The 26,534-nt window shown below is 70.8% G+C and carries 16 protein-coding genes; 3 read left to right on the top strand and 13 right to left on the bottom strand.

Annotated features, from left to right (window positions below):
- Nucleotides 1-250: 250 nt before the first annotated feature.
- The 6 genes from IE269_RS26885 to IE269_RS26860 form a co-directional block, all read right to left on the bottom strand.
- Complete coding sequence (locus tag IE269_RS26885; RefSeq protein WP_189825748.1) at nt 251-8,458, bottom strand: DUF7927 domain-containing protein; 8,208 nt, start codon at nt 8,456-8,458, stop codon at nt 251-253.
- Nucleotides 8,459-9,050: 592 nt separating this feature from the next.
- Nucleotides 9,051-11,138, bottom strand: a complete 2,088-nt coding sequence (locus tag IE269_RS26880) for a putative bifunctional diguanylate cyclase/phosphodiesterase (RefSeq protein ID WP_189825939.1) — start codon at nt 11,136-11,138, stop codon at nt 9,051-9,053.
- Between the two features lie 766 nt (nt 11,139-11,904).
- Nucleotides 11,905-14,100, bottom strand: coding sequence for an NAD-dependent DNA ligase LigA (ligA, locus tag IE269_RS26875; RefSeq protein ID WP_474184265.1), 2,196 nt, complete (start codon nt 14,098-14,100; stop codon nt 11,905-11,907).
- Nucleotides 14,101-14,131: 31 nt separating this feature from the next.
- Entirely contained in the window at nt 14,132-15,139 is a 1,008-nt protein-coding gene (locus IE269_RS26870) for a methionine synthase (RefSeq protein ID WP_189825746.1), read from the bottom strand.
- Nucleotides 15,136-15,825 carry an SDR family oxidoreductase gene (locus IE269_RS26865; RefSeq protein ID WP_189825745.1) on the bottom strand — a complete coding sequence of 230 codons (690 nt, stop codon included), beginning with the start codon at nt 15,823-15,825 and terminating at the stop codon, nt 15,136-15,138. Before IE269_RS26865 ends, IE269_RS26870 begins: the two co-directional genes overlap by 4 nt.
- 28 nt (nt 15,826-15,853) lie before the next feature.
- Nucleotides 15,854-16,393: an LOG family protein gene (locus IE269_RS26860; protein WP_189825744.1), complete on the bottom strand. Its 540-nt coding sequence runs from the start codon at nt 16,391-16,393 to the stop codon at nt 15,854-15,856.
- 121 nt (nt 16,394-16,514) lie between these two features.
- On the opposite strand from IE269_RS26860, the gene IE269_RS26855 reads away from it, so the two are divergent.
- On the top strand, nt 16,515-17,321 hold the full coding sequence (locus tag IE269_RS26855; RefSeq protein WP_189825743.1) for an alpha/beta fold hydrolase: 807 nt from the start codon (nt 16,515-16,517) through the stop codon (nt 17,319-17,321).
- A gap of 52 nt (nt 17,322-17,373) precedes the next feature.
- Here IE269_RS26855 and mnmA read toward each other — a convergent pair whose 3' ends face one another.
- Nucleotides 17,374-18,513 (bottom strand): tRNA 2-thiouridine(34) synthase MnmA, encoded by a 1,140-nt coding sequence (gene mnmA, locus IE269_RS26850; protein ID WP_189825742.1) that lies wholly within the window; start codon nt 18,511-18,513, stop codon nt 17,374-17,376.
- Between the two features lie 86 nt (nt 18,514-18,599).
- Here mnmA and IE269_RS26845 point away from each other — a divergent pair, with 86 nt between their 5' ends.
- The gene (locus tag IE269_RS26845) at nt 18,600-19,298 is read left to right on the top strand and encodes an N-acetylmuramoyl-L-alanine amidase (protein ID WP_189825938.1); all 699 of its coding nucleotides are present in this window, start codon (nt 18,600-18,602) and stop codon (nt 19,296-19,298) included.
- On the opposite strand, the gene IE269_RS26840 is transcribed toward IE269_RS26845, so the two are convergent.
- The 3 genes from IE269_RS26840 to IE269_RS26830 all read right to left on the bottom strand — a co-directional run bounded on the left by IE269_RS26840 (nt 19,295) and on the right by IE269_RS26830 (nt 23,016).
- Nucleotides 19,295-20,536, bottom strand: a complete 1,242-nt coding sequence (locus IE269_RS26840; protein WP_229898272.1) for a cytochrome P450 — start codon at nt 20,534-20,536, stop codon at nt 19,295-19,297. The genes IE269_RS26845 and IE269_RS26840 overlap by 4 nt on opposite strands.
- Nucleotides 20,537-20,788: 252 nt before the next feature.
- Complete coding sequence (locus IE269_RS26835; protein ID WP_189825740.1) at nt 20,789-21,958, bottom strand: cysteine desulfurase family protein; 1,170 nt, start codon at nt 21,956-21,958, stop codon at nt 20,789-20,791.
- A gap of 95 nt (nt 21,959-22,053) precedes the next feature.
- The gene (locus IE269_RS26830) at nt 22,054-23,016 is read right to left on the bottom strand and encodes a helix-turn-helix transcriptional regulator (RefSeq protein ID WP_189825937.1); all 963 of its coding nucleotides are present in this window, start codon (nt 23,014-23,016) and stop codon (nt 22,054-22,056) included.
- Nucleotides 23,017-23,163: 147 nt separating this feature from the next.
- Here IE269_RS26830 and IE269_RS26825 point away from each other — a divergent pair, with 147 nt between their 5' ends.
- Nucleotides 23,164-23,343, top strand: a complete 180-nt coding sequence (locus tag IE269_RS26825; protein WP_189825739.1) for a hypothetical protein — start codon at nt 23,164-23,166, stop codon at nt 23,341-23,343.
- 44 nt (nt 23,344-23,387) lie between these two features.
- Here IE269_RS26825 and IE269_RS26820 read toward each other — a convergent pair whose 3' ends face one another.
- From IE269_RS26820 to IE269_RS26810, 3 genes are all read right to left on the bottom strand, one after another.
- Entirely contained in the window at nt 23,388-24,236 is an 849-nt protein-coding gene (locus IE269_RS26820) for a thioesterase family protein (protein ID WP_189825738.1), read from the bottom strand.
- Between the two features lie 72 nt (nt 24,237-24,308).
- Nucleotides 24,309-24,980 carry a trimeric intracellular cation channel family protein gene (locus tag IE269_RS26815; RefSeq protein WP_189825737.1) on the bottom strand — a complete coding sequence of 224 codons (672 nt, stop codon included), beginning with the start codon at nt 24,978-24,980 and terminating at the stop codon, nt 24,309-24,311.
- 54 nt (nt 24,981-25,034) lie between these two features.
- Nucleotides 25,035-26,426 carry a M1 family metallopeptidase gene (locus tag IE269_RS26810; protein WP_189825736.1) on the bottom strand — a complete coding sequence of 464 codons (1,392 nt, stop codon included), beginning with the start codon at nt 26,424-26,426 and terminating at the stop codon, nt 25,035-25,037.
- Nucleotides 26,427-26,534: the final 108 nt, after the last annotated feature.

Genomic DNA, 26,534 nt, shown 5'->3' with positions numbered 1-26,534 from the left:
CTCCTCCCCCGCCCCCTTGGGCGGCGCCCCCCCCACTTCCGCCAAGCCCCCTTGGGCGGCGGGGCCGCCCCCCCCCGGGGCGGAACGGGCGGGCAAGGGGGCGGCCCGCCCGATCCGGGCCCGCCCCGGTTCCGCCCCCTGCCCGCACCCACCGGCACCGGCCGGCCCCCACACCCCCCGCCCCACCACAAAGGGGCCCCGGCGGCATTCACCGCCGGGGCCCCTTCGCGTACCGCTCAATCCCTCACCCTCAGCCGCGCCTCCGCGAGGCCATCACCAGCCCTCCCCCGGTCACCAGCAGCACCGCAGCACCGCCCCCCATCCCCCAGACACCCTCACTCCCGGTGAGCGGCAGGAACGCCGCCTTGCCGTGCGGCTTCACCTTCTTCGGCCACGGCGGAACGACCTCCGGAGTCGTGCTGCACCCCGCCTCCTCCCCGGTCCGGCAATTGCTGCCGGCCCCGGTGACGACGTTCCGCAGCCGCCCGTCCCCCTTGAGCACCGGCCGCACCGTGACTGAGAACGTCACCCGGACCGTCTTCCCGGCCCCGAGCGGCCCCCGCCACACCAGCCGGTCCCCGACCAGCCGCACCGCACCGACGGTGGCCCGCGCGTCCCCGTTGTACGAGGCGTCGTCCAGCACCCGCCGCAGGTCGTCGGTGAAGGTGGCCGCCTCGTAGGGCGCCGTCCCGGTGTTGCGCGCGGTGATGGTGAAGGTCACCACGCCCCCGGGCTTCACCTTGTGCGGCGTCGCCGTCTTGCGGATCTCCAGCTTCCGTACGGGCGGCTCCACCGGAGGCTCGACCGGAGTGATCGGCGTGACCGTGGAACACCGCGGATCAGCAGCCCCCTCCGGACAGTTCGACTTCTCACCCCCGTCGACGACGTTCCGCAGCTTCTGGTCACCCTTGGCAGGCTCCCCCACGGTGACCGAGTACCGCACCGTCACGGACGCCCCGACCGCCAGGCGGCCGGTCCAGATCAGCCGCGGCGTCTGGAAGGCGACGGCCCCGGCGGACGCCTGAGCGTCACCGTTGTACGTCGCGTCGTCCAGCACACCGCTCAGGTCGTCGGCGACGAGCGCGTCCTCGTAGACCCCGTCACCCGTGTTGCGGATCACCAGGGTGTACGTCACCTTGCCGCCCGCCTTCACCGGCGACGGCGTCGCGCTCTTGACGACCTCGATCCTCTTGTTCTCGTCGTCCGGCGGAACCGGCGGGATGACGAAGGTGCAGTCGGGGTCGTCGGAACCCTCCTCGCAGTTGGTGCCGGGGGCGACGACCGTGTTCAACAGCGTCTCGTCCCCCTCCAGAGTGACGGTGACGGTATAGCTGATGACGGCCCGCTGCCCCTTGCGGAGATCACCGGTCCACGTCAGCTTCGGCGCCACGAACTCCACGGCACCGACATCGGCGCGCGCGGTGTCGTCCCACGTGGCGTCGTCCAGCACACCGCTCAGGTCGTCACTGACGACAACACCAGTGGCATCCACGTCACCGGTGTTCTCCACAACCAGCGTGTACGTCACCCTGTCGCCCTTGGCGGCCTCACGCGTGTCGCCGCTCTTCTTGACCGTGAGCACCGGCACCGGTTCGCTGGTCGAGCACTCGGGGTCGGTGGAGTCCGGCGGGCAATTCGAGTCACCGGGACCGGTGACAGCGTTCTTCAGCACCTTGTCACCGGCCGGGGGCTTCCCGACGGTGACGCTGTAGACCACCGTGACGGTCTTCCCCACGGCCACGTCACCGTTCCAGGTGAGCTTGGGCCGCGCATAGACGACGTTCCCGGAGTCCGCCGTGGCGTCCTCCCCGTACGTGGCGTCGTCCAGCACACCACTGAGGTCGTCCGTGAAAGTGGCCCCCCGGTACTCCGTGCGCCCGGTGTTGGTGACGGTCACGGTGTACGTGACCTTCTCACCGGGCTTCGGAGCCGCCGGGGCGACCGTCTTGCGGATGTCGATCGAGCCGACAGGCACGACCTCGCCGCAGTCGGGATCGGTCGATCCGGGCGGGCAGGACGAGTCGTCCGGACCCGTGACCGCGTTCTTCAGCTCCTTGTCGCCGGTGGCGGGCTTGTTGACGGTGACGGAGTAGGTGACCGTGACGGTGGCTCCGGCGGGCAGGTCGTGCGCCCAGCGCAGCTTGGGGGCGGTGTAGGTGACCGTCCCGCCGCCTTCGGCCCTGGCGTCGCCGTTGTAGGCGGCGTTGTCCAGCACCTGACTCAGGTCGTCCTCGAAGGAGGCTCCCTCGTACGTCGCGGTGCCCGCGTTGCGCGCGACCACGGTGTACGTCACGGTGTCGCCGGGCTTGGCGGCTGCCGGGTTCGCGGTCTTCTTCAGGTCGAGAAGTGCGACCCCTCCGGTGGTCGAGCAGTCGGGATCGTCGCTCCCCGGCGGGCAGTTGGTGCCCTCCGGCCCGACGACCGCGTTGGTGAGCTTCTTGTCACCGGCGGGCGGCTTCCCGACGGTCACCGTGTAGGTCACCGTCACGGTCGCACCCTTGGCGACGTCACCGGTCCAGGTGAGCTTCTTCGACGCGGCGTCGAAGGACGCCGTACCGCTGCCCGCACGCACGCTGTCGTCCCACGTGGCGTCATCCAGCACACCACTCAGGTCATCGGTGAAGGTCGCACCCTTGTAATCACCAGCACCGGTATTCCGCACCGTCACCGTGTACGTGACCTTCTCGCCGGCCTTGGCGTCCTTCGGCGCGGACGTCTTCTTGATCTCGACGACGCCGAGAGGGGTGACGGTCCCGCAGGCCGGATCGGTGGAACCGGGCGGGCAGGTGGAGTCCTCGGGCCCCACGACGGCGTTCTTGAGCACCTTGTCCCCGGCGGGCGGCTTCCCGACGACGACCTGGTACGTCACGGTCACCGTCGTCCCGCGTGCGACGTCACCGCTCCACCGGAACGACTTCGCCCCGGCGTCGAAGGCGGTCTCGCCGGACGTCTTGGTCACCCGGTCCGCCCAGGAGGCGTCATCGAGCACACCACGCAGATCGTCCAGGAACGACGCCCCGGTGTAATCCGCATCGGCACTCGTGTTCCGCACCTTGACGGTGTACGTCACCGTGTCACCGGGCTTGGCGTCGGCGGGCTGGACGGACTTGCGGATCTCCAGCCCGGGCCGCGGCAGGATCTCCCGGCAGTCGGGGTCGTCCGACCCCTGCTCGCAGTTGGACCCCTCCGAACTGACCACATTGCGCAGGTACTTGTCACCGGCGTTGGTGACCACGACCGTGTACGTGACCGTGGCCTTCTCCCCCTTGCGGAGATCACCGGTCCACGTGAGCCTGGGCGCCGCGAACGTCACGTCCCCGACATCGGCACGCGCGCTGTCCCCCCAACTCGCGTCATCGAGCACATCCGTCAGATCGTCCTCGAAAGACGCTCCCTTGTACTCCGCCCCACCGGTGTTCTCCACGGTGACGGTGTACGTAACGGTGTCCCCGACCTTGGGATTCTCGGGCCCACCGGACTTCTTGACGACGAGCGCCGCAACCGGAGTCACGGTCCCGCATTCCGGTTCGGTCGAGCCGGGCGGACAAGTGGAGCCCTCGGGCCCCACGACGGCGTTCTTGAGCACCTTGTCCCCGGCCGGAGGCTTCCCCACAGTGACGCTGTACGTCACCGTCACGGTCGCACCGGCAGCGACATCACCGCTCCACGACAGCTTCTTCGCGGTAGCGTCAAACGTGGCCGAACCACTGCCCGCACTCACGTTGTCGTCCCAGGCGGCGTCATCCAGCACACCACTCAGGTCATCGGTGAAGGTCGCACCCTTGTAATCACCAGCACCGGTGTTCCGCACCGTCACCGTGTACGTGACCTTGTCGCCGGGCTTGGCGTCCGTACGGTCGACGGCCTTGCGCACCTCGACCGCCCCGACGGGCGTGACGGTGCCACACTCCGGATCGGTTGATCCCGGCGGGCAGTTGTCGCCGCCCACGAGGACGTTGGTGAGCTTCTTGTCACCGGCGGGCGGCTTCCCGACGGTCACCGAGTACGTCACCGTCACCGTCGCCCCGGCAGCGACATCACCGGTCCAGGTCAGCTTCTTCGCCGCGGCATCAAAGGACGCCGTACCGCTGCCCGCACTCACGCTGTCGTCCCACGTGGCGTCATCCAACACACCACTCAAGTCGTCGGCAAAAGTCGCACCCTTGTAGTCACCAGCACCGGTATTCCGCACCGTCACCGTGTACGTGACCTTGTCACCGGGCTTGGCGTCCTTCCGGTCGGCAGCCTTCCGAACCTCGACGGCACTCACCGGGGTGACCGAAGTGCACTCGGGGTCGGTGGAGTCCGGCGGGCAATTCGAGTCACCGGGACCGGTGACAGCGTTCTTCAGCACCTTGTCACCGGCCGGGGGCTTCCCCACGGTCACCGAGTAGGTCACCGTCACGGTCGCACCGGCAGCGACATCACCACTCCACGACAGCTTCTTCCCACCAGCGTCAAAGGTGGCCGTACCACCGTCCGCCGTCACCTTGTCGTCCCACGCGGCGTCATCCAGCACACCACTCAGATCATCGGTGAAGGTCGCACCCTTGTAGTCACCAGCACCGGTGTTGCGCACCGTCACCGTGTAGGTGATCTTCTCCCCGGGCTTGACGTCCTTGCGGTCGGACACCTTGCGGATCTCGATCGAACCCACAGGGGTTTCGGTCCCGCACTCGGGAGCGGTCGAATCCGGCGGGCAGTTGGAGCCTTCCGGCCCCACCACCGCGTTCTTCAGCTTCTTGTCGCCGGCCGGGGGCTTCCCCACGGTCACGGTGTACGTCACCGTCACCGTCGCACCGGCAGCAACATCACCGGTCCAGGTCAGCTTCTTCGCCGCGGCGTCAAAAGACGCCGTACCGCTGCCCGCACTCACGCTGTCGTCCCACGTGGCGTCATCCAACACACCACTCAAGTCGTCAGCGAAAGTCGCACCCTTGTAGTGACCAGCACCCGTATTCCGCACCGTCACCGTGTAGGTGATCCGCTCACCGGGCTTGGCGTCCGTGCGGTCCGCCGTCTTGCGGATCTCGATCGCGCCGACAGGGGTCTCCGTACCGCACTCAGGAGCGGTGGAGTCCGGCGGGCAGTTCGAGTCGTCCGGGCCGACGACCGCGTTCTTCAGCTTCTTGTCACCGGCCGGGGGCTTCCCGACGGTCACGGTGTACGTCACCGTCACCGTCGCACCGGCAGCAACATCACCCGTCCACGACAGCTTCTTCCCAGCCGCGTCGAAGGTGGCCGTGCCACCGTCCGCCGTCACCTTGTCGTCCCACGCGGCGTCGTCCAGGACACCGGTCAGGTCGTCCGTGAAAGTGGCGCCCTTGTAGGCAGCGGCGCCGGTGTTGCGCACCGTCACCGTGTAGGTGATCTTGTCGCCGGGCTTGGCGTCCGTGCGGTCGGCGGCCTTGCGGATCTCGATCGAGCCGAGAGGGGTCTCCGTACCGCACTCGGGAGCGGTCGAATCCGGCGGGCAGTTGGAGCCTTCCGGCCCCACCACCGCGTTCTTCAGCTTCTTGTCACCGGCCGGGGGCTTGCCCACCGTCACCGAGTAGCGGACGGTCACCGTTGCGCCCTTGGCGACGTCGCCGGTCCAGGTGAGCTTCTTCGTACCGGCGTCGAAGGAGGCCGTTCCGCTGTCGGAGCTCGCGTTGTCGTCCCAGGTGGCGTCGTCGAGGACGCCTGTCAGGTCGTCGGTGAAAGAGGCACCCTTGTAGGCGGCTTCGCCCGTGTTACGTACCGTCACCGTGTAGGTGATCCGGTCACCGGGCTTGGCGTCCGTGCGGTCGGCGACCTTGCGGATCTCGATCGTGCCGAGCGGGGTGACCGAGGTGCAGTCGGGGTCGGTGGAGTCGGGCGGGCAGTTGGAGCCTTCGGGGCCGACGACGGCGTTCGTCAGCTTCTTGTCACCGGCCGGGGGCTTGCCCACCGTCACGGTGTACGTCATCGTCACCGTCGTTCCGGCGGCGATGTCACCGGTCCAGGTGAGCTTTTTGGTCGCCGTGTCGTAAGACGGCTGGGTGGCGGTGTTCGTGCCGCCTGTGGTCGTTTTCGCGTCGTTGTTGTACGTCGCGTCGTCGACGACGCCCGTCAGGTCGTCCGCGAGGGTGACGGCTTTCGCGACTGCGCCGCCGGTGTTCTCGGCGGTCACCGTGTAGGTGATGGTGTCACCGGGGCCGGCGTCGGTTTTGCTCGCGGTCTTCTTGATCTTCAGGCCGCTGACGGGGTTCTCGTCGTTGCAGTCGGGGTCGGTGCTGCCCGGCTCGCAGGAGGAGCCGTCGGGGCCGACGACCGCGTTCGACAGGCGCTTGTTGCCACCGGGCGGGTTGTTCACCGTCACCGTGTAGGTGATCGTGACGGTGCTGCCCTTGGCGACCGTGCCGGACCAGGTCAGCTTCTTGGTGTCCGGGTCGTACGAGGGCTGCGTGGCGGTGTTCGTGCCGCTCGTGGTCGCCTTCGCGTCGCTGTTGTACGTCGCGTCGTCCACGACGTCCGTCAGGTCGTCGCTGGTCGTCGCGCCCGCCCAGTCGGCGTCGCCGTCATTGGTGAGTGTCACGGTGTACGTGACCTTGTCCCCCGCCTTCGGGCTGCGCGGGGAGCTCGACTTGGCGATCTTCAGCTGCGCCACCGGCGTGACCGTCCCGCACTCGGGGTCGGTGCTGTCCGGCGGGCACTGGCCGGGAATGTCCGTGGTGACGGCGTTGCGCAGGGTCGTCTTCCCCGCGGGCACCGGCTTGCGGACGGTCGCGGTGTACGTGATCACGACCTTGCCGCCCGCCTTCACCGGGCCCGTCCAGCTCAGCTTCGGCTCCGCGTAGGCGGGAGCGGTGAGCGCAGCCCCGGTGCCGTCCTTCGCGGCCGCGTCGTTGTTGTACGTCGCGGCGCCGATGACGCCGGTCAGGTCGTCCTCGACCTTCGCCGCCGGGTAGTCGGCGCGGCTGGGGTTGGTGAGGGTGATCGTGTACGTCACCTTCTCGCCGGGCTTCACGCTCGCGGGCGCGGAGGTCTTCACGACGACGACCTTCGGCTTGTCGTCCAGCGGGACGACCGTGCCGCAGTCCGGGTCGGTGGAGCCGGACTTGCAGTTGGTGTCGTCGTTGCCGGTGACGGTGTTGCGGAGTTCCGCACCGTCGGCGACCTCGTCCTTGACGGTGACCGAGTACGTCAGCGTCACCGTCTTCCCGGCCTTCACCGTGCCGTTCCACGCCAGCGCCGGCGGTGGCTTCGCCGAGAACGTCCCCGTCTCCGCCCCGGTGTCGTCCTTCGCGGTGGCGTCGTCGTTGTACGTGGCGTTGGCCAGGACCTGGGTGAGGTCGTCGGAGGCGGTCGCACCGGTGTAGTCGAGGGTGCTGGTGTTCTCCAGCTTCACCGTGTACGTCACCTTGTCGCCGGGCTTGGCCCGCCCGGCCGGGACGCCGTTCACGGAGGCCGACTTGCTCACCTTGAGCGTGGGCACCAGCGGCGGGGCGACGTCGCAGCTCGCGAGGTCGGTGATGGGCCAGGAGCCGCCGTTCTCGGAGGTGGGGCTGCCGGTGCGGTTCCGCTCGACGTAACCGGCGTTGGAGACGGCGGTGGAAGCACCGGTGGTCGGGTCGACCTTGTACAGCTGCCCGCTGTAGTTCCCGACGTAGATGGCGTCCTTGTGCCAGGCCATGCCGTACAGCGAACCGCCCTGCGCACCGGGACCGGTGATCTGGAGGACACGGGTGGCGGTCTCCGCCTCGACGTCGATGCGGTAGACGTACGTGGTCGAGCCGGAGTAGGCGCCCATGTACGGGAAGCCGTCGCTGTCCACGAAGATGTCCGGGACGGAGGCGTACGAGGGCCAGACGGTGTCCTTCGGGTCGGCGGCCGTCGGCCGGAAGACCTTGCTGGCCCCGGTCTTCAGGTCCATCGAGAAGAACTGCTTGGTGTACGTGAGGTTCTCCGCGCCGAAGAGCTTGCCGCGGGCCGGGTCGGCGCCCAGGCCGCCCCAGTTGTAACCGGGCGGCAGCGGGCGCTGCTCGCCGTCCGCGATGGCGTCGGTGGCCTGCCAGGTGCCCTGGACGTGCTTGTACAGGGTGCGGTTGGAGGTCGTGTAGTTCGCGTAGAAGAGCGCCGGCTTGCCCGTGTCGGGGTCGCGTCCGGCGGCCATGCTGGTCGACCAGTAGGCGGGCAGGGAACTGCCGCTCGGACGGCGGGAGATCACCCGGTTGGTGATCACGGGTTCGCCGGAGGCGTCGTTGTCGAACTGCGAACCGCTGAGATAGTTCGAGTAGTACAGGCGGTCGCAGTCGATCTCCGCACTCGGATCGCTCTGCAGGGGGTAGTCGGCAGCGTACGCCGGAAGGGGGGACAGCCCCACCAGCCCCAGGGCCACCGTCCCGACGAGGGTCTTGCGGGCCCACTGCCCGATCGCTCTCCCCAGCCGTCCGGAACGCGGGGGCGTTCGCGTTCCGTCGTGTCTGCTCCGTACCACGCTGCTCCTCGGACACCTGTGCCGTGCGGCGGGGGTTCCCGCCAAATGAGCAGCTTCCGAGGAGGGCGCTCAGGGGGGTGCCGGACCCGCTCAAGGTTTCGCCCGAACAGCGGCCCGATCGCTACACACCCCCACCCGAACGGCCCTCCCCGCCCCCGCTCCGCCCGGGCCCGTCCTGAACCTGCACCTCCCCGGCACGGGGCTGTACCGACTTGCGCCCCCGCCGCGCGGGCGCGCCCTTCCCGTCCGGGCCGCTTGAGACCGCGCCCCGTCAGGGGCGCGGGGAACTGCGCGACCAGCCACCCACTCACCCGCACGGAACCCTCCAACTGCCCCGCAGGGTTTAGGCGAAGGGGCGGGGCTGGGGACCCCATGGCCCAGCGGGCCGGAGCTTCACGTGCCCGGTACCGGGAGGCGCCCCGTGGGGCCCGGGGTGAGCGCGTCCGGCGTGCAAGGTGCGGGCAGGGGCGGCACCCGGGCGGGCCGGGAGCGGGAGGGGCCGCCCCCTTGCCCGCCCGTCCCGCCCCCGGGGGGCGGCCCCGCCGCCCAAGGGGGCTAGGGAGGGGAGGGAGGGGGCGGCGCCCAAGGCCCCCTACTCCCCCTCCGCCCGCAAGGAGTCCGCCGCAGCCGCCGCCAGCTCCGCCGGCCGCTGCCACCCCCGCGACCCCCTCGCCAGGAGCCACGCCGTCGCCTCCTCCGGCGGCATGGCCGCCGCGACGAGCCACCCCTGCACCGCGTCGCAGCGCAGGTCCCGCAGCCGCTCCCACGTCTCGTCGTCCTCGACGCCCTCCGCGACGACCAGCAGGCCCAGCGAGTGGGCGAGGTCGACCGTGCACCGTACGATCTCGGCGTCCTCGGTGTCGACGGCCAGCCGCGCCACGAACGACCGGTCGATCTTCAGCTCACTGACCGGCAGCCGCCGCAGGTGCACCAGCGAGGAGTAGCCCGTCCCGAAGTCGTCGAGCGACATCTTCACGCCGTGCCCCGTCAGCCCGGCGAGCGTGTCCGCGGCCCGCTGCGGGTCCTCGAGCAGCACATGCTCGGTTATCTCCAGCTGCAGCGACCCCGCCGGAACCCCGTGCCGCGCCAGCCTCGCCGCGACCGCCCCCGCGAAGCCCGGCGTGTGCACGTCGCGCGGCGAGACGTTCACCGCGACCGGCACGAAGAGGCCCTGTGCCCGCCACCGCGCGACCTGCGCGAGGGCGGTCTCCAGTACGTACTCCGTGAGGTGCGGCATCAGCCCCGACGACTCCGCGATGGCGATGAACTCGTCGGGAGGGACCCGCCCGCGCTCCGGGTGCACCCACCGCACCAGCGCCTCCAGACCGGCGACCTGCCCGTCGAAGCGCACCTTGGGCTGGTAGTGGAGTTCGACCTCCCCCGCGTCCAGCGCCCGCCGCAGATCCCCCAACAGCCCCAGCCGGTCCGGTGTGTTGGAGTCGCGCTTCGACTCGTACACCTCGACCCCGCTGCGGTCCCGCTTCGCCTGGTACATCGCCACGTCCGCCCGCCGCAGCAGCCCCTCGGCATCCAGTGCGTGGTCGGGGAAGACGGCCACCCCTGCGCTGGCCTCCAGGACGAGCGTCAGCCCGTCCAGATCGAGCGGCGAGCCCAGTTCGGCCACCAGGTGCCGCGCGATCCGCTGCGCACTCGTCGCGGACTCCGTGCGCGGCAGCAGTACGGCGAACTCGTCGCCGCCGAGCCGGGCCGCCTCCGCCCCCTTGGGGAGCGCCTTGCGCAGCCGGGCGGCTATCTGGAGCAGCAGCCGGTCACCGGCGAGGTGCCCGAGGGTGTCGTTGACCGAACGGAAGCGGTCCATGTCGATGAGGACCAGTGCCGACCGGGAGCCGAGCGACTCCGCCTCCTCCAGCGCGGGCCAGGCGCGCTCCAGCAGCCACTGCCGGTTGGGCAGCCCGGTGAGGGGGTCGCGCAGCTGCTCCTCGGCCCGCGCCCTGGCTATCCACAGGGTGGAGTCCAGTGCGATCAGGGGTACGGCGAACAGCGGCAGCAGTACGGGCAGCGCGACGGCCACCACGCAGATCAGCGGGGCGATGCCCAGCAGCGCCCCGGCGACAAGTCCCTGGCGGACCAGGGTCGTTCGGGCGACGGACGGCAGCCGGCCGTGCTGCGGGACCTGGGCGAGCCACAGGAGCAGCCGGGTGACCACCAGGTAGGTGCCCGCGGTGAGGACCACTTCGGGCAGTGCGGCCCAGTCCCAGCCGAGCGGCTGCCAGGGCTCTTCCACGGTCGGTACGGCGCCGAAGAGGTTCAGGGTGAGGGCGGCGGCGACGATGCCGAGGATGTCGACGGCGCCGTGCAGCAGGCCCTGCCGCCAGCGTCGCCTGCGCGCGGTGCCGACCAGCACGACAACGGCCAGGCTGACCAGCCCGGCCGGGACCCATCCGTACAGCAGCAGGACGGCGAGGGTGAGCGCCGCCCCCGATCCCGTGCCGCCCCACCACCTGTCCCGGCCGAGTGCGACGAGGTGGCCGACTATGACGCCGGTGAGGACGGCGAGGGACCAGCCCGTCGCACCGGAGGGGAACAGGGCGCGCCCCTCGCCCAGGGTCTGTGCGATGCCCGCGCCGAGGACGAGGGCGGCGAGTGCGGCCGCCGCGGCGGGGAGCGTGGGCCCCCAGAGCCGCCCCAGTCTGCGTCCCCTGCTCTCCGCGGCGGGCATGCCCTGTCTGGTCGCGGACGGCGGGTGCGGGGCCGGGGACGGGGTCCGCACCGGCGGGGCCTGCGTGGCGTACCCGGCGTGCGTCGCGGAACGGCCGTTGCGCTGCGGCAGCCCGGGCTGATGCGGTCCGGGCTGTGTCGGTCCGAGCGGCATCGGACCGGGCTGCGTTGGCCCCATTGGCCCGGACTGCATCGGATCGGACTGCATCGATCCGGGCTGCACCGACACCCCCGACGCCGGGAGCTGCCCGGCCGGAAGCGGCCCCCGATGGCTGCTCGCCGGATGTGGTTGCCCGGCGGGCAGAGGTTGACCGGATTGCTGCGGCTGTGCCGGGCGGGACGGTTCCGGCTGCTGCGGCTGGTGCGAGGCACGCGGCCGGCGCCGGGGGCCCACGGCCCGGCGGCCGAACAGTGCGGCCCGAGTGGCCAGACTGCGCAGCCGGGAGGCCGAATCGGCACTCTCGGTCGGTTTCATTCCCGTCCCTCTCACAGCCGGCGGTGCCCGTGTCACGCGAGATGGCCCCGTAGTCATGCCATCACGGCCACTCTCCCGCTTCCCCCGGCCCTGCGGGCGTCTCTTTACTATGCAGACACCCCGGAGGCGGCAAGCGGTTCCACAGCCGTGCACGACAGGCGCACGTCCCCACAGTAGGCCGCAGCAGGCTCTCCCGGGCAGCGGTAGCCCGCTGTTGCCCGAATGCGACCCGGCCACCCGGCGACGTCTGGTATGCGCCGAACGGGTGGCCCTCCGGCCGCTGTTCTTCCCGTTACTGCTCCACCGGAACCGCCGCTTCACGTGCGGCTTCCGGCCCTTCGGCGAGCAACACCCCAAAGCCCGCCTCGTTGAGCACCGGCACCTTCAGCTGCATGGCCTTGTCGTACTTCGAACCGGGGCTGTCACCGACCACGACGAAGGACGTCTTCTTCGAAACGGAACCGGTCACTTTCGCTCCGAGGTTCTGGAGGGACTCTTTTGCGCCATCCCGGGTGTAGTTCTCCAGCGTTCCGGTGACGACGACGGTCAGTCCTTCCAGCGGGCGGGGCCCCTGCTCCTCGTCCGCGCCCTCCTCCTCCATCCGGACGCCGGCTTCCTTCCACTTGCGCAGGATCTCCTGGTGCCAGTCGACGGCGAACCATTCCTTGAGCGAGGCCGCGATGATCCCGCCGACGCCGTCGACTCCCGCCAACTCCTCCTCGCTCGCCTGCTCGATCTTCTCGATCGACCGGAACTCGCGGGCCAGCGCCTCGGCCGCGACCGGCCCGACGTGCCGGATGGACAGGCCGGTAAGGATGCGGGCGAGCGGCATCTCCTTGGCGGCCTTGATGTTCTCCAGCATCGCCAGGGCGTTCTTGCGGGGTTCGCCGTCCTGGTTGGCGAAGATCAGCGCGATCTTGTCCTCGCCGGTCTTCGGGTCCTTCTTGGGCAGTCCGGAGTCCGCATCCAGGACGTACGACCTGATCGGCAGCAGCTGTTCGATGGTGAGGTCGAAGAGGTCGCCCTCGTCGAGCAGCGGCGGCTCGGCGGGCTCCAGCGGCTTGGTGAGCGCGGTCGCGGCCACGTACCCGAAGTTCTCGATGTCGAGGCTCTTGCGGCCCGCGAGGTAGAACAGGCGCTCGCGCAACTGGGCGGGGCAGGTCTGCGCGTTGGGGCAGCGGAGGTCGATGTCGCCCTCCTTCATGGGCCGCAGCGCCGTCCCGCACTCGGGGCACTCGGCGGGCATCACGAACTCGCGCTCGGTGCCGTCCCGCAGGTCCACGACCGGGCCGAGGATCTCCGGGATGACGTCGCCCGCCTTGCGCAGGACGACGGTGTCGCCGATGAGGACGCCCTTCTTCTTCACGACCTCCTGGTTGTGGAGCGTCGCGAACTCGACCTCGGACCCGGCCACCGTCACCGGCTCCACCTGCGCGTACGGGGTGACGCGGCCGGTGCGCCCGACGCCGACGCGGATGTTGACCAGCTTGGTGTTGACCTCTTCCGGGGGGAACTTCCAGGCGATCGCCCAGCGCGGCGCGCGGGACGTGGAGCCCAGGCGCCCCTGGAGCGGGATCTCGTCGAGCTTGATCACGACGCCGTCGATCTCGTGCTCGGCGACGGAGTGCCGGTTCTTGCCGATGTAGGCGATGAACTCCCGTACGCCGTCGAGGTCGTCGACCACCCGGTTGGCCTGGGCGGTGGGCAGGCCCCACTCCCCCAGCAGTTCGTACGCCTCGGACAGGCGGGCGATGTCGAGGCCCTCGCGGGCGCCGATGCCGTGCACGACCATCCGCAGCGGGCGGCTCGCGGTGACCCGGGGGTCCTTCTGGCGCAGCGAACCCGCCGCGGCGTTGCGCGGGTTGGCGAAGGGCTTGTCGCCGGCCTCGACCAGGCGGGCGTTGAGCTCGCCGAAGGCCTCCATCGGGAAGTAGACCTCGCCCCGGATCTCCACCAGCTCCGGGATCCGGTCGCCCTCGAGGCGCTGCGGGATCTGCGCGATGGTGCGCACGTTGGGCGTGATGTCCTCGCCGGTGCGCCCGTCGCCCCGGGTGGCGGCGCGGGTCAGCTTCCCCTTCTCGTACGTCAGGTTGACGGCGAGGCCGTCGACCTTCAGCTCGCACAGCAGGTGGTACTCGATGCCGCTCAGCTCGCCCGCGAGACGATCGGCCCAGGCGGCGAGCTCCTCGTCGTCGAAGGCGTTGTCGAGGGAGAGCATCCGCTCGCGGTGCTGGACGGAGGTGAACTCCGTCTCGTACGCCCCGGCGACCTTCTGGGTCGGCGAGTCGGGCGTGCGCAGCTCGGAGAACTCCTCCTCCAGCGCCTGAAGGGAGCGGAGCAGCTTGTCGAACTCGGCGTCGCTGACGACCGGTTGGTCGTTGACGTAGTACCGGAAGCGGTGCTCCTCGATCTGCTCAGCGAGCCGCGCGTGCTTCTCCCGTGCCTCTGCGGGTACCGCCGCATGCTGTTCGCCAGCCACCGTCTTCATCCTCCCGTTGGCCCCGTGAGGGGACTGCTCGTCACTCTGGGTTGTCCGCGAGCGACCGTGCCGCCCGGCTGCTGCGGTCCAGCGCCGCACGTGCGTACGCCGGGGTGGCCCCGGCGAGACCGCACGTGGGGGTGATCACCACGGACTCGTACAGAAGTCCGGGATTCAGCCCCAGCCTGCGCCACAACTGCCTGACACCCATGACGCTACCGCCCGGGTCTGACAATGGGCCTTCCACGCTCGGCACGACGCCCGCGAAGAGCTTCGTGCCGCCCTCGACCGCTTCGCCGATCGCGTCGTCGTCACGCTCGGTGAGCAGGGTGAAGTCGAAGGAGATGCCGTCCGCGCCGGCCCTGCGCAGCAGTGCGAAGGGCACGTCGGGAGCGCACGAGTGGACGACGGTCGGCCCGTCGTGGACAGCCAGAACATCGCGCAGTGCGCTCTCCACGACCTGCCGGTCGGGGGCCCGGTAGGTGCGGTAGCCGCTGGCGGTCTTGATCTGCCCGCGCAGTACGGCGATGAGCGAGGGCTCGTCGAGCTGGAGGACGAGCTGCGCGCCGGGAATGCGCCGCCGCACCTCCGCGAGGTGCCCGCGCAGCCCTTCGGCGAGCGAGGACGCCAGGTCGCGGCAGGCGCCCGCATCACCGAGGGCGGCCTCGCCGCCGCGCAGCTCCAGGGCTGCGGCGAGCGTCCAGGGGCCGACGGCCTGCACCTTCAGCGGCCCGGTGTAGCCCTGGGTGAACTCCTCCAGGGCGTCCAGGTCCTCGCCCAGCCAGGAGCGGGCCCGCCGGGTGTCGCGTCCCGGGCGGTCGCTGAAGCGCCAGCCGCTGGGCTCCAGATGGACGTACATCTCGGCGAGCATCCCGGCCGTGCGGCCGATCATGTCCGCGCCGGGTCCGCGCCCGGGCAGCTCGGCGAGGTACGGGAAGTCCTCGAAGCTGCCGGTGACGGTCTTGGCGGTCTCCCGGGCGTCGCCGCCGGGCATGGAGCCGACGCCGGTGGCGGGCCCCCACCACTTCACGGTGCTGTCCGAGGTCATCGTCCGGGCCGCACCGTCAGGTCGTTGACCTCGGCGTCGCGCGGCAGGTCGAGGGCCATCAGGATGGTGGTCGCCACCGACTCCGGGTCGATCCACTTCGACGGGTCGTACGTCTTGCCCTCCTGGGAGTGCACCTTCTCCTGCATGGGGCTCGCGGTGCGCCCGGGGTAGACGGAGGTGACGCGCACCCCGTTGGGGTGCTCCTCGTGCCGCAGGGAGTCGGCCAGGGCCTTCAGACCGTGCTTGCTGGCTGCGTACGCACCCCACTCGGCGTGCGCGTTGAGGCCTGCGCCGGAGTTCACGAAGATCACGTGCCCCTTGTCGAGGCGCAGCTGCGGCAGGAAGAGCCGCGTCAGCTCGGCGGGGGCAATGAGGTTGGTGTTGAGCTGGTTGTGCCAGGCGCGCACGCCCAGGTCGCCGATCGGGCCGAGGTCGACGACACCGGCGATGTGCAGCAGCGAGTCGACCCGCTCCGGCATCCGCTGGTGCGAGAACGCCCAGGACAGCCTGTCGGGGTTGGACAGGTCGCCGACGAGGGTGCCCGCGCCCGGGAGCTGGGCCTCCAGCTCCTTGGCGCGGCCCGCGTCGCGTGCCATGAGGACGACGTCGTCGCCGCGCTCGTGCAGGCGGCGGGCGACGGCGGCGCCGATGCCCGACCCCGCCCCGGTGATCACATGAGTAGCCATGTGCCCCATGCTCGCACCCCCGGGGGCACTACCGGACCCCGGCGGACTCCTCCAGGTACGCCAGCGCCGCCACCCCGTCCTCGGCGAAGAACACCAGGTCAGTGAGGGGAACGGGCAGGAAGCCCTCCTCGTCCATGCGCTGGAACTGCTGCTTGAGGCCGTCGTAGAAGCCCTCGGTGTTGAGCAGCACCACCGGCTTGTCGGTCATCCCGTGCTTCTTCAGCTCCAGGATCTCGGTCGCCTCGTCCAGAGTGCCGGTGCCACCCACCATGATCACTACGGCGTCGGACTTCCCCAGCAGCAGGGCCTTGCGCTCGGCGAGGTCCTTGGCGACGACCATCTCGTCGGCCTGGGGCCGCGCCTTGCTCTGGAGGAAGTCCACGGAGACGCCCACCAGCCTGCCTCCCGCCCGCTCGACGCCGTCGGCGACGACCTTCATCAGACCGACGTCGGAGCCGCCCCAGACCAGGGTGTGGCCGCCCTTGCCGAGGAGTTCGGCGAACTCCCGGGCAGGGCGGGTGTAGCGCTCGTCGAGATCGGCCGCGGAGAGGAAGACACAGATGTTCATGGCCTCCAACCTAACGCCGGGCCCGGTGGCACAGAGCGCCGCGTCCGACGGCGGAGAAGTTCCCGGAAAAACTTCCTCCCGCGAGCGATGAGTTCCGTGCGCGCCCGCAGTCCAAGTCGGTATGAGCAAAGTGATTTCGCGTGACGGCACCCCTCTCGCGTACGAGCGCACGGGCGAGGGCCCGCCGCTGATCCTGGTCGGCGGCGCCTTCAGCACGGGTACGGCGGAGGGCCCCCTCGCGGGTCTGCTCGCCGAGCGGTTCAGCGTCGTCACGTACGACCGCAGGGGCCGCGGCGACAGCGGTGACACGGCCCCCTACACGGTGGCCCGCGAGGTGGAGGACCTGGCGGCGCTGGTCGAGGAGGTCGGCGGCAGCGCCTGCCTGTACGGGATGTCTTCGGGCGGCGCACTGGTGCTGCGGGCGGTCGCCGCCGGGCTGAGCGTGCCGCGTCTGGGGGTGTACGAGCCGCCGTTCACGGTGCTGGAGGAGACGCGGGCCGAGAAGGCGGCGTACACCCGGCGCCTGAACGCCCTGCTGGACGAGGGCGACCGGGGCGCGGCGGTGGAGCTGTTCCTGTCCGTGGTCGGGATGCCGAAGGAATTCGTCGTGCAGATGAAGCAGGCGCCGGTGTGGCGCTCCTTCGAATCCCTCGCACCGACGCTGGCGTACGACGACGCGGTGATGGGCGACGGGACGGTGCCGGTGGAGCGGCTGGCGGCGCTCGCGCAGCCGGTGCTGGTGGTGTCGGGGGACGCCAGCCCCGGTGTCATGCGCGACGCGGCCCGCCGGACGGCGGAGTCGGTGCCGGACGGCCGGCATGTGTCCCTGCCGCAGCAGACGCACGACGTGGACCCGCGAAAACTGGCACCGGTGCTGGAGGAGTTTTTCGCAGCCTCAGCCGCCTCAGCCGGCTCAGCCGCCTCGTAGCCGGAGGCGTGCACCGTTGCGGGTGGGTGCACGCCTCCGCGCGAGCAGAACTTCAGACAGACGCTTCGGTGCGCCGCGACGTCGTCGCGATGGTCGCCGAGCCGACCACCCGCGTGCCGTCGTACAGCACGATCGCCTGGCCCGGGGCCACCCCGCGCACCGGCTCCTTGAAGCTGACGCGGAGCTCACCGCCGACGAGCTCCGCGTCGACCTCGGTCTCGCCGCCGTGGGCGCGCAGCTGGGCGGTGTACGTGCCGGGGGCGGCCGGCTCGGTGCCGCACCAGCGGGGGCGGATCGCGGTCAGCGCGGTGACGTCGAGGGCCTCGGCGGGGCCGACGGTGACGGTGTTGTTGACCGGGGAGATGTCCAGGACGTAGCGCGGCTTGCCGTCGGGGGCGGGGTGGCCGATGCGCAGGCCCTTGCGCTGGCCGATGGTGAAGCCGAAGGCGCCGTCGTGGGTGCCCAGCTTCGCCCCGGACTCGTCGAGGATGTCGCCCTCCGCCTTGCCGCCGAGACGGTTGGCGAGGAAGCCCTGGGTGTCGCCGTCGGCGATGAAGCAAATGTCGTGGCTGTCGGGCTTCTTGGCGACGGCGAGGTCGCGGCGCTCGGCCTCGGCCCGGATCTCCTCCTTGGTGGTGAGGGTGTCACCCAGGGGGAACATCGCGTGCGCGAGCTGCTTCTCGTCCAGGACCCCGAGGACGTACGACTGGTCCTTGGCCATGTCGGAGGCGCGGTGCAGCTCCCGCGAGCCGTCCTCGTTGACCACGACCGTCGCGTAGTGGCCGGTGCACACGGCGTCGAAGCCGAGCGCGAGGGCCTTGTCGAGGAGCGCCGCGAACTTGATCTTCTCGTTGCAGCGCAGGCAGGGGTTCGGCGTGCGCCCGGCCTCGTACTCGGCGACGAAGTCCTCGACGACGTCCTCGCGGAAGCGCTCGGCGAGGTCCCACACGTAGAACGGGATGCCGATGACGTCGGCGGCCCTGCGGGCGTCCCGGGAGTCCTCGATGGTGCAACAGCCGCGCGCACCGGTCCGGAAGGACTGCGGGTTGGCGGAGAGCGCGAGGTGGACTCCGGTCACGTCGTGTCCGGCCTCGACGGCTCGGGCGGCGGCGACGGCGGAGTCGACGCCGCCGGACATGGCGGCGAGGACGCGGAGGGGGCGCGGGGCAGCAGGGCGCGGGGTATCGGTCATAGCTCGTCCAGAGTAGTCGGAACCTTCCCGGACCTCCCAAGCGTTACCGGAGCAGGAACGCCGACAAGGAGGGACAGGGGGTCGTGATGGCCAAGAAGGCGAAGCCGAAGCCGTCGGCGCAGAAGAAGCCGAGCAGACGCGGCTTCCTGATCGGTACGGGCCTGGTGGTGACCGGCGCGGCCGTGGTGTGGGGCGACGACGCGTCGCGGCTGTGGTGGAAGGTGCCGGGGGTGGACAAGCAGCGCACGGACGGCGCGGTGGACCAGCCGGGCGCGCAGTGGGTGGCGGCGTCGCGCGGCAATCTGCGCACGGCGGACCGGCCGGACGACTACACCATCGACCGGATCGTGATCCACACCACGGAAGGCAGCTACGACACGGCGATACGGGTCTTCCGCGACCCGCTGCACGCGGCCGCCGCGCACTACGTGGTGCGCGCCAGGGACGGGCACATCACACAGATGGCCCGGGAGCTGGACGTGGCGTACCACGCGGGAAACCGCGGCTACAACGAGCGCAGCATCGGCATCGAGCACGAGGCGTTCGCGCACAAGAAGGGCACGTTGACGGAGGTCATGTACCGGTCGTCGGCCCGGCTGGCGGCCGGGATCTGCGCCCGGTACGGCATACCGGTCGACCGGGAGCACATCATCGGCCACGTGGAGGTCCCGGGCACCGACCACACGGACCCGGGCCCCTACTGGGACTGGGACCACTACCTGAAGCTGGTCCGCCAGGAGGCCCGCCGCCCGACCCCTGCCGCCAACCCCGTGCGCAGTACCTAGCGCAGGTGCACCGGCAGCGAGTCCACTCCGTACACGATGGAGAGCTTGCGGAAGTCCAGGTCCTCCGGCTTCACCGCGAGCTTCATCTGCGGGAAGCGGCGGACCAGTGCCGGGTAGGCGGCCCGCAGCTCCATGCGGGCCAGCTCGGCGCCGATGCAGCGGTGGATGCCGTAGCCGAAGGCCAGGTGTCCGGACGCCTTCCGGTCCGGGTCGAAGCCGCCCTTGTCGGGGGTGTAGGCCGCGTCCCTGTTGCCGCCCGCCAGGGAGCACAGCACCAGGTCGCCCTTGGGGATGTGCACACCGGCTATCTCGATGTCCTCGCGTGCGAAGCGCGGGAAGGCGACCTGCACGACGGTGAGGTAGCGCAGCGCCTCCTCGACGAAGGGCGCGGCGGCCGCGTCGTCGTCGCGCAGGCGCGCGAAGGCGTCCGGGTTCTGGAGGAGCAGCAGGGAGCCGAGGGCGAGCATGCTCGCGGTGGTCTCGAAGCCGCCGGTGAGGACGCCGTCGGCGAGACCGGCCAGCTCCTCGTCGCCGACGGTGTCGCCGTGGTCCCGGATGATCATGCCGATGAGGCCGTCGCCCGGGTTCTCGCGCTGCTTCTTGACGACGTCGCGGAAGTACGAGAGCGACTCCGACATCGCACCGAAGGGCGCGGTGGCCCCGCTGAACAGGTCGAAGCGCTCCATCGCGAGCTGCTGGAAGTCGTGGCGGTCCTCGTAGGGGACGCCGAGCAGCTCGCAGATGGTGAGGGAGGGGATCGGCAGTGCGAAGTCCTGCACCAGGTCCACCGGCGCGCCCGTGGCGCCCGCCGCCTCCATCACGTCGAGCTGCGCCTCGATCAGCTCGTCGATGCGCGGGGTGAGGCGGCGCAGCCGGCGCATCGTGAACTCGGGGGTCAGGATGCGGCGCAGGTGCGTGTGGACCGGCGGGTCGCTGAAGCCCAGGCCGCCGGGGTTGTGCTCGGCGACGACGCCGGCGTTGCCCGCGAGGTTGGTGAAGTCGCTGCTGAAGCCGTCCGTGGAGCCGAGGACCTCCTTCATCTCCTCGTACCCGGTCACCACCCAGGCGTCCATGCCGAAGGGCAGGGGCACCTGGTAGATCGGGGACTGGGCCGCCCTGGCGGACAGCTTCGCCACCGGGTCGAGGCCGTCTCGGCGCATGGGCAGGAGCAGGTTCTCGGGAAGCCGGTTGAGCAGCGAGGAGCTGATGCCGTGCTTCTGGATCCTGGCCAGATACATGCGCCCGATCCGCGCGGTGATGCGGGAACGGAGGGTCGCCTTCAACGTGTACTCCATGGGTCGTCGTGCGGCCCCCACGCGCGGCGCGTGACTTCTGCGACTTCTGAGGGACTTCAGAGGGCTCAAGTATAAAGAGCGATTGTGGGCCATCAGGGTTGAGCGTGATGAGGGTTACATAAAACAGAGTCCCCCTCCGCTTCCCGTTCTGATACTGACTCGCAGGTCAGAACGGGCGCGCACGGCTGGGGGCGGTCAGCTGAGCCCCGCCGTGCGGGCCCGTTCCACCGCAGGGCCGATCGCGGCGGCGACCGCCGCGACGTCCGCCGCCGTGGAGGTGTGCCCGAGGCTGAAACGCAGGGTTCCGCGCGCCAGATCCGGGTCGGTGCCCGTCGCGAGGAGTACGTGCGAGGGCTGGGCGACGCCCGCGGTGCAGGCGGAGCCCGTGGAGCACTCGATGCCCTGGGCGTCGAGCAGCAGAAGCAGCGAGTCGCCCTCGCAGCCGGGGAAGGTGAAGTGCGCGTTGGCCGGAAGTCGCCCGCCGGGGGCCGGGTCACCGCCGAGGATCGCATCGGGAGCGGCGGCGAGCACGGCCTTCACCAGATCGTCGCGCAGCGCACCGACGGTGCGGGCGAAGTCTTCACGCCGCTCGGCGGCCAGAACGCCCGCGACGGCGAAGGAGGCGATGGCGGGCACGTCCAGGGTGCCCGAGCGCACGTGCCGCTCCTGCCCGCCACCGTGCAGCACGGGTACGGGGGTGTACTGGCGGCCGAGCAGCAGGGCGCCGATGCCGTACGGGCCGCCGACCTTGTGCCCGGAGACGGTCATGGCGGCGAGCCCGGAGGCGGCGAAGTCGACGTCGAGCTGGCCGTACGCCTGGACGGCGTCGGCGTGCAGGGGGACGCCGAACTCGGCCGCCACGTCGGCGAGTTCACGGACCGGCATGACCGTGCCGATCTCGTTGTTGGCCCACATGACCGTGGCCAGGGCGACGTCGTCGGGGTCGCGGGCGATGGCCTCGCGGAGGGTGTCCGGGTGGACCCGGCCGTAACGGTCGACGGCCAGGTACTCGACGTTCGCCCCCTCGTGAGCGGCCAGCCAGTCGACGGCGTCGAGGACGGCGTGGTGCTCGACGGGGCTGGCCAGGACGCGGGTGCGGCGGGGTTCTGCGTCGCGGCGGGCCCAGTACAGCCCCTTGACGGCGAGGTTGTCGGCCTCGGTGCCGCCCGCGGTGAAGACCACCTCGCTGGGGCGGGCCCCGAGCGACGCGGCGAAGGCCTCGCGGCCCTCTTCGACGGTACGACGGGCGCGCCGACCGGCGGCGTGCAGGGAGGAGGCGTTGCCGGTGACGGTCAGCTGGGCGGTCATCGCCTCGACCGCCTCGGGCAGCATGGGCGTGGTCGCGGCGTGGTCGAGGTAAGCCATGGTGGGGCGATTGTACGAGGACGGGGTGCGGCCCCTCGCACGGTGCCGCCCCGGGCGGGGACCCGGCGGGGACCCGGTGGAAGCCCGGCGGGGGCTCAGCCCCCGTACAGCTCCACCACCTCCCGCGCCGCCCGCAGCACCTCCTCGCGGGCCTCCGCCGGCTCCAGCACCTCCAGGCTCGCCCCGAAGTCGAGGAGCCCGCGGACCCAGCGGAGGTCGGGGTAGGCGAGCGAGAGTTCGGCCCACTCCCCCACCGCCTCCCCCACCGACCCCACCGACCCCACCACGTCCGCCCCGTGTATCCGCAGGAACATGTCCAGCCGCCCCCTGCGCACCCTCACCCGCACCACCACCCCCGCCTCCCGGGACTCCACGCCCGCCCGCAGCCCCTCCCAGACCTGCGCCAGCTCCACGCCCGCCCGCCGCCGCACCGGGTCCTCCAGCACGGCCGCCGACCGCACCCGGTCCGCCCGGTACAGCCGGGGCACACCCCGGTGGTCGGCGACCAGGTACCAGGTCCCGGCCTTGGACACGAGCCCGTAGGGGTCCACCGTGTACGTCCGCAGCGCGGCGGAGTCCGCGTGCCGGTAGCGCAGCCGCACCCGGCGGTCGGCGAAGACCGCCTCGTGCAGCACCCCCACGTCGGCCTCCTCGGCGGACCGCCGCCACCGCACCGGGTCCACGACGATCCGCCGGCTGGTCAGTTCGGCGGCGGGCCGGTGCGGTTCGGGCAGCGCCGCCATCACCTTGCGCAGGGCGCTGCCGAGGGCCCGGTCGAGCCCGAGGTCGGCGTGCGTGCCCTGGGCGGCCAGGACGAACAGGGCCCGCGCCTCGTCGCCGGTCAGCCCGGTGACGTCGGTGCGGTAGCCGGGCAGCAGGGCGAACCCGCCGCGCCTGCCCCGCTCCGCGTACACGGGCACGCCCGCCGCCGACAGGGCCTCCATGTCGCGGTGGACGGTCCGTACGGACACCTCCAGCCGCTCGGCCAGCTCGGCGGCCTGCACCAGTCCGCGGGTCTGGAGCAGCAGCAGGATCGAGAGCAGCCGGTCGGATTTCACAACGGCCACCCTCCCACCGCATGTCCGCCCGCACCGGGGGCACCCGGCGCATAAGGATTCCGTAAGGGGTCGCAGGACCAACCGGCACGAGGTCGCAGGACCGGTCGGCCGAGCCAGTCAACTGGCAAGCACACAAGGAGACTTCAGATGCTGGCAATCGTGGGAGCGGTACTTTTCGCCATCGCGTTCATCATCAACGCGGCCGAGATATCGGCGAACCACATCTTCATGCCGACCAGCCTGATGCTGCTCGGCCTGGCCTTCATGGCCCTGCACGTGGCGGGCATCGGCTCCGGCTGGGGCGGCCGGGGCCGCAGCCGCCGCTGACCCCGACCACCCCGGGAGTCGACCCCGACCACCCCGAGAAACGCCTACTGCCGCGGCGCCCGCGCCAGCTGCCGCGACTGCGCCACCAGCCGGTCCGCGCTGTCCCAGACCTCGGCGTCCTCCTCCAGGAAGCCGCCCGCCAGGTTGCGGGTGACGATGGCGACCCGCAGGGGTCCCGGCGCGGGCCGGCACCGTACGTGACAGGTCAGTTCGACGGTCGGCGTCCAGCCCTTCAACCCCAGCTCGAAGCTGGTCGGGGGCAGCGCGTCGACGGTGAGCAGCAGCGACAGCGGGTCCGCGTCGCGGCCGTCCGCCAGCCCGAACCAGGCCCGCATCTCGCCCTTGCCGGACGGTGCGCCGATCGCCCAGCCGACGGTCGCCGGGTCGAGCCGCAGGTCGAGGCGGTCGGTGATGGCGTTGGAGCCGGGGATCGGCGGGGCGGGCCCGTCGGACGCCCCGAAGCAGTGCTCCTGCGGCGGGATCGCGGGCGGCTTCGCGGTCGTACGGACGTCGTCGGTGAGGGCGTCGAGGTCGCCGTAGGAGGCGAGGACGCGGATGCGTTCGACCTCGTTGCCCTCCTCGTCGTACTGGAAGAGGGACGCCTGTCCGGAGGAGAGCGTGCGCCCGCTCCGTACGACGTCCGTGCGCACGACGGCCGGTCCGGGGACGGACGGCGTGAAGTAGTGCGCGGAGACCGTGAACGGGTCCGGGTGCGGGAGCGCGTCGGCGAGGGCGCGGCCGATGACGGCGAGGAGGTAGCCGCCGTTGACGGCGTTGATGATCGTCCAGCCCGCGGAGAGTTCCGCGTCGTACACGCCCGGCTCGCGCAGCCGCACGGCGGTGTCGCGGTCGAACTCGCTGTCCCCGAGGGACCCGGTGGGAATCTGTGCCATGCCTGGCACGCTACACCGGCCGATTACTGAGCGGTAGCTTTTCTCGTACGGGAGCACCGGGCGCCCCCGGAATCACCCCGCCTGATCCGGCGCCTCCACCTTCACCGACGACCTGTGCCAGGCCCTCGGCGCCCGCCAGTGGAACTTCAGCGCGGCCAGCCGCAGCCCGAAGGCGGTGACCACGGCGAGTCCGCTGGTGAAGGGGTTGAGCACGTCGAAGCGGATGCACAGCGCGACCATCGCCGCCCCCACGATCGCGGGCACCGCGTACAGGTCCCGGTCCCAGCGCAGCAGCGACGGCACCTCGTTGGCCAGCACGTCGCGCAGTACGCCGCCGCCGACCGCCGAGGCGAGACCGAGCGTCGCGGACGCGGTCAGGCCGAGCCCGTAGTCGTACGCCTTGGCCGTGCCCGTGACGGCGAACAGACCGAGGCCGGCCGCGTCGAAGACGTTCACCCCGAGCTGGATGCGCTCCACCTCGGGGTGCAGGAAGAAGACCAGGACGGTGGCCAGCAGCGGGGTGGTGAAGTACCCCAGGTCGCTGAAGGCGGCGGGCGGCACCGCGCCGATGATCAGGTCGCGGAACAGCCCCCCGCCCAGTGCGGTGACCTCCGCGAGGACCGCCATGCCGAAGACGTCGAAGTTCTTGCGGACGGCGAGCAGCGCGCCGGAGATCGCGAAGACGAAGATCCCGACGAGGTCGAGCACATGTTGGACGGAGGGGCTGAAGAGTTCCTGGAGCACGCGACATTGTTACCTACGTACGGGCTCCGAACGGCTTTGTGACGGGCGTGTGGCTCACAGCGCGGGCTTGCCCTTCGTGTACAGCCAGGTGTTGAAGAGCCCGTCGAGCTGCTGTCCGGAGATCCGCTCCGCGTACTTGATGAACTCGCTGGTCTCCGCGTTGGCGTACTTGTAGTCGGAGACCCAGGTGCGCAGCAGCTTGAAGAAGGCCTTGTCGCCGATCTTCTCGCGCAGCACCTGGAGCGTCATGGCGCCGCGGTTGTAGACGGCGGAGGCGAACATCGTGTCGCGCTGCGGGTCGCCGACCACGGTCTGCCAGAACGCCGACTCGGCCGGGCGCGCGTTGTACGAGGCGCGCATCAGGTCGTGGGCGTTGCCGCGCCCCTTGTGCTCCTCCCACAGCCACTGGCTGTAGGTGGCGAAGCCCTCGTTGAGCCAGATGTTCTGCCACTCCTCGACCGAGACGGAGTCGCCGAACCACTGGTGGGCCAGCTCGTGCGCGATGGTCGACTCGCTGCGGATCGCCGAGTACACCGGCTTGGTCTGGGTCTCCAGGGAGAACCCGGCCTGCGGCATGTCGTCGACGATCGCGCCGGTCTCCTCGAAGGGGTACTTCCCGAAGAGCTCGGACCAGTAGTCGGTGACCTCGGCGGTCACGCCGTACACGTCGACGCTGCTGCTGTTCTTCAGTACGGGGTCGATGGCGACGTAGATCGGGGTGCCGCCGGGGGTGACGCCCTGCTTGACGTCGAACTTGCCGATGGTGGCGGTGGCCAGGTAGGTGGCCATGGGCTTGGTGGTGCGCCAGTGGGTGAGGGTCTTGTCGCCCTGGTCCGTGGTGGAGACCAGGCGGCCGTTGGAGACGCCCTTGAGGCCCTTGGGGGCCTTGATGCGGATGTCGAAGGTGGCCTTGTCGGAGGGGTGGTCGCTGCCGGGGAACCAGGTGGAGGCGGCGTTCGGCTCGCAGGCGACGAAGACGCCGTCGGTGGTCTTCATCCAGCCGTAGTCGGAGCCGAAGACGATCGGCCCGGACAGCGCCTCGGGCACTCCCCCGTACTTCACCTCGACGGTGAAGGTGTCGCCCTTCTCCAGCCAGTGGCGGGGCGTGATGCGGATGTCGTCGCCCTTGCGGCTGAAGTCGGCACGTCTGCCGTTCACGGATATCGAGTCGACCGTGAGCTTCTGGAGGTCGAGGTGGAAGGAGGAGAGGTTCTTCAGCGCCTTGGCGGTGATCTTCGTCGTGCCGTCGAGGCGGTCGGTGTCGGGGTTGTAGTCCAGCCCCAGGTCGTAGTGGCGGACGTCGAAGCCGCCGTTGCCGAGGTTGGGGAAGTACGGGTCGTCGACGCCCACGGACCCGGGTTTCGGGCCGGGGGCGGCCGCCACCAGACAGAAGGAGGAGGCCGCGAGAGCGACCGCCGCCAGACGTGCCGAACGGGAGAGTGCCATGAGTCATCCCTTCGAACGCGTTGCCCTGCCCCACGGTGTGTGGAGCAGACGCGCCGACTCTGCACTCTCCCGTTCCGGGATGCGACCGACATGTACATGACTTTACGA

It is taken from the genome of Streptomyces spiroverticillatus (genome assembly GCA_014650415.1).
In the GTDB taxonomy this organism is placed as follows: domain Bacteria; phylum Actinomycetota; class Actinomycetes; order Streptomycetales; family Streptomycetaceae; genus Streptomyces; species Streptomyces spiroverticillatus.
Note: the sequence above shows the minus strand (reverse complement) of the source record. Positions and strands in the feature narration are given on the sequence as shown.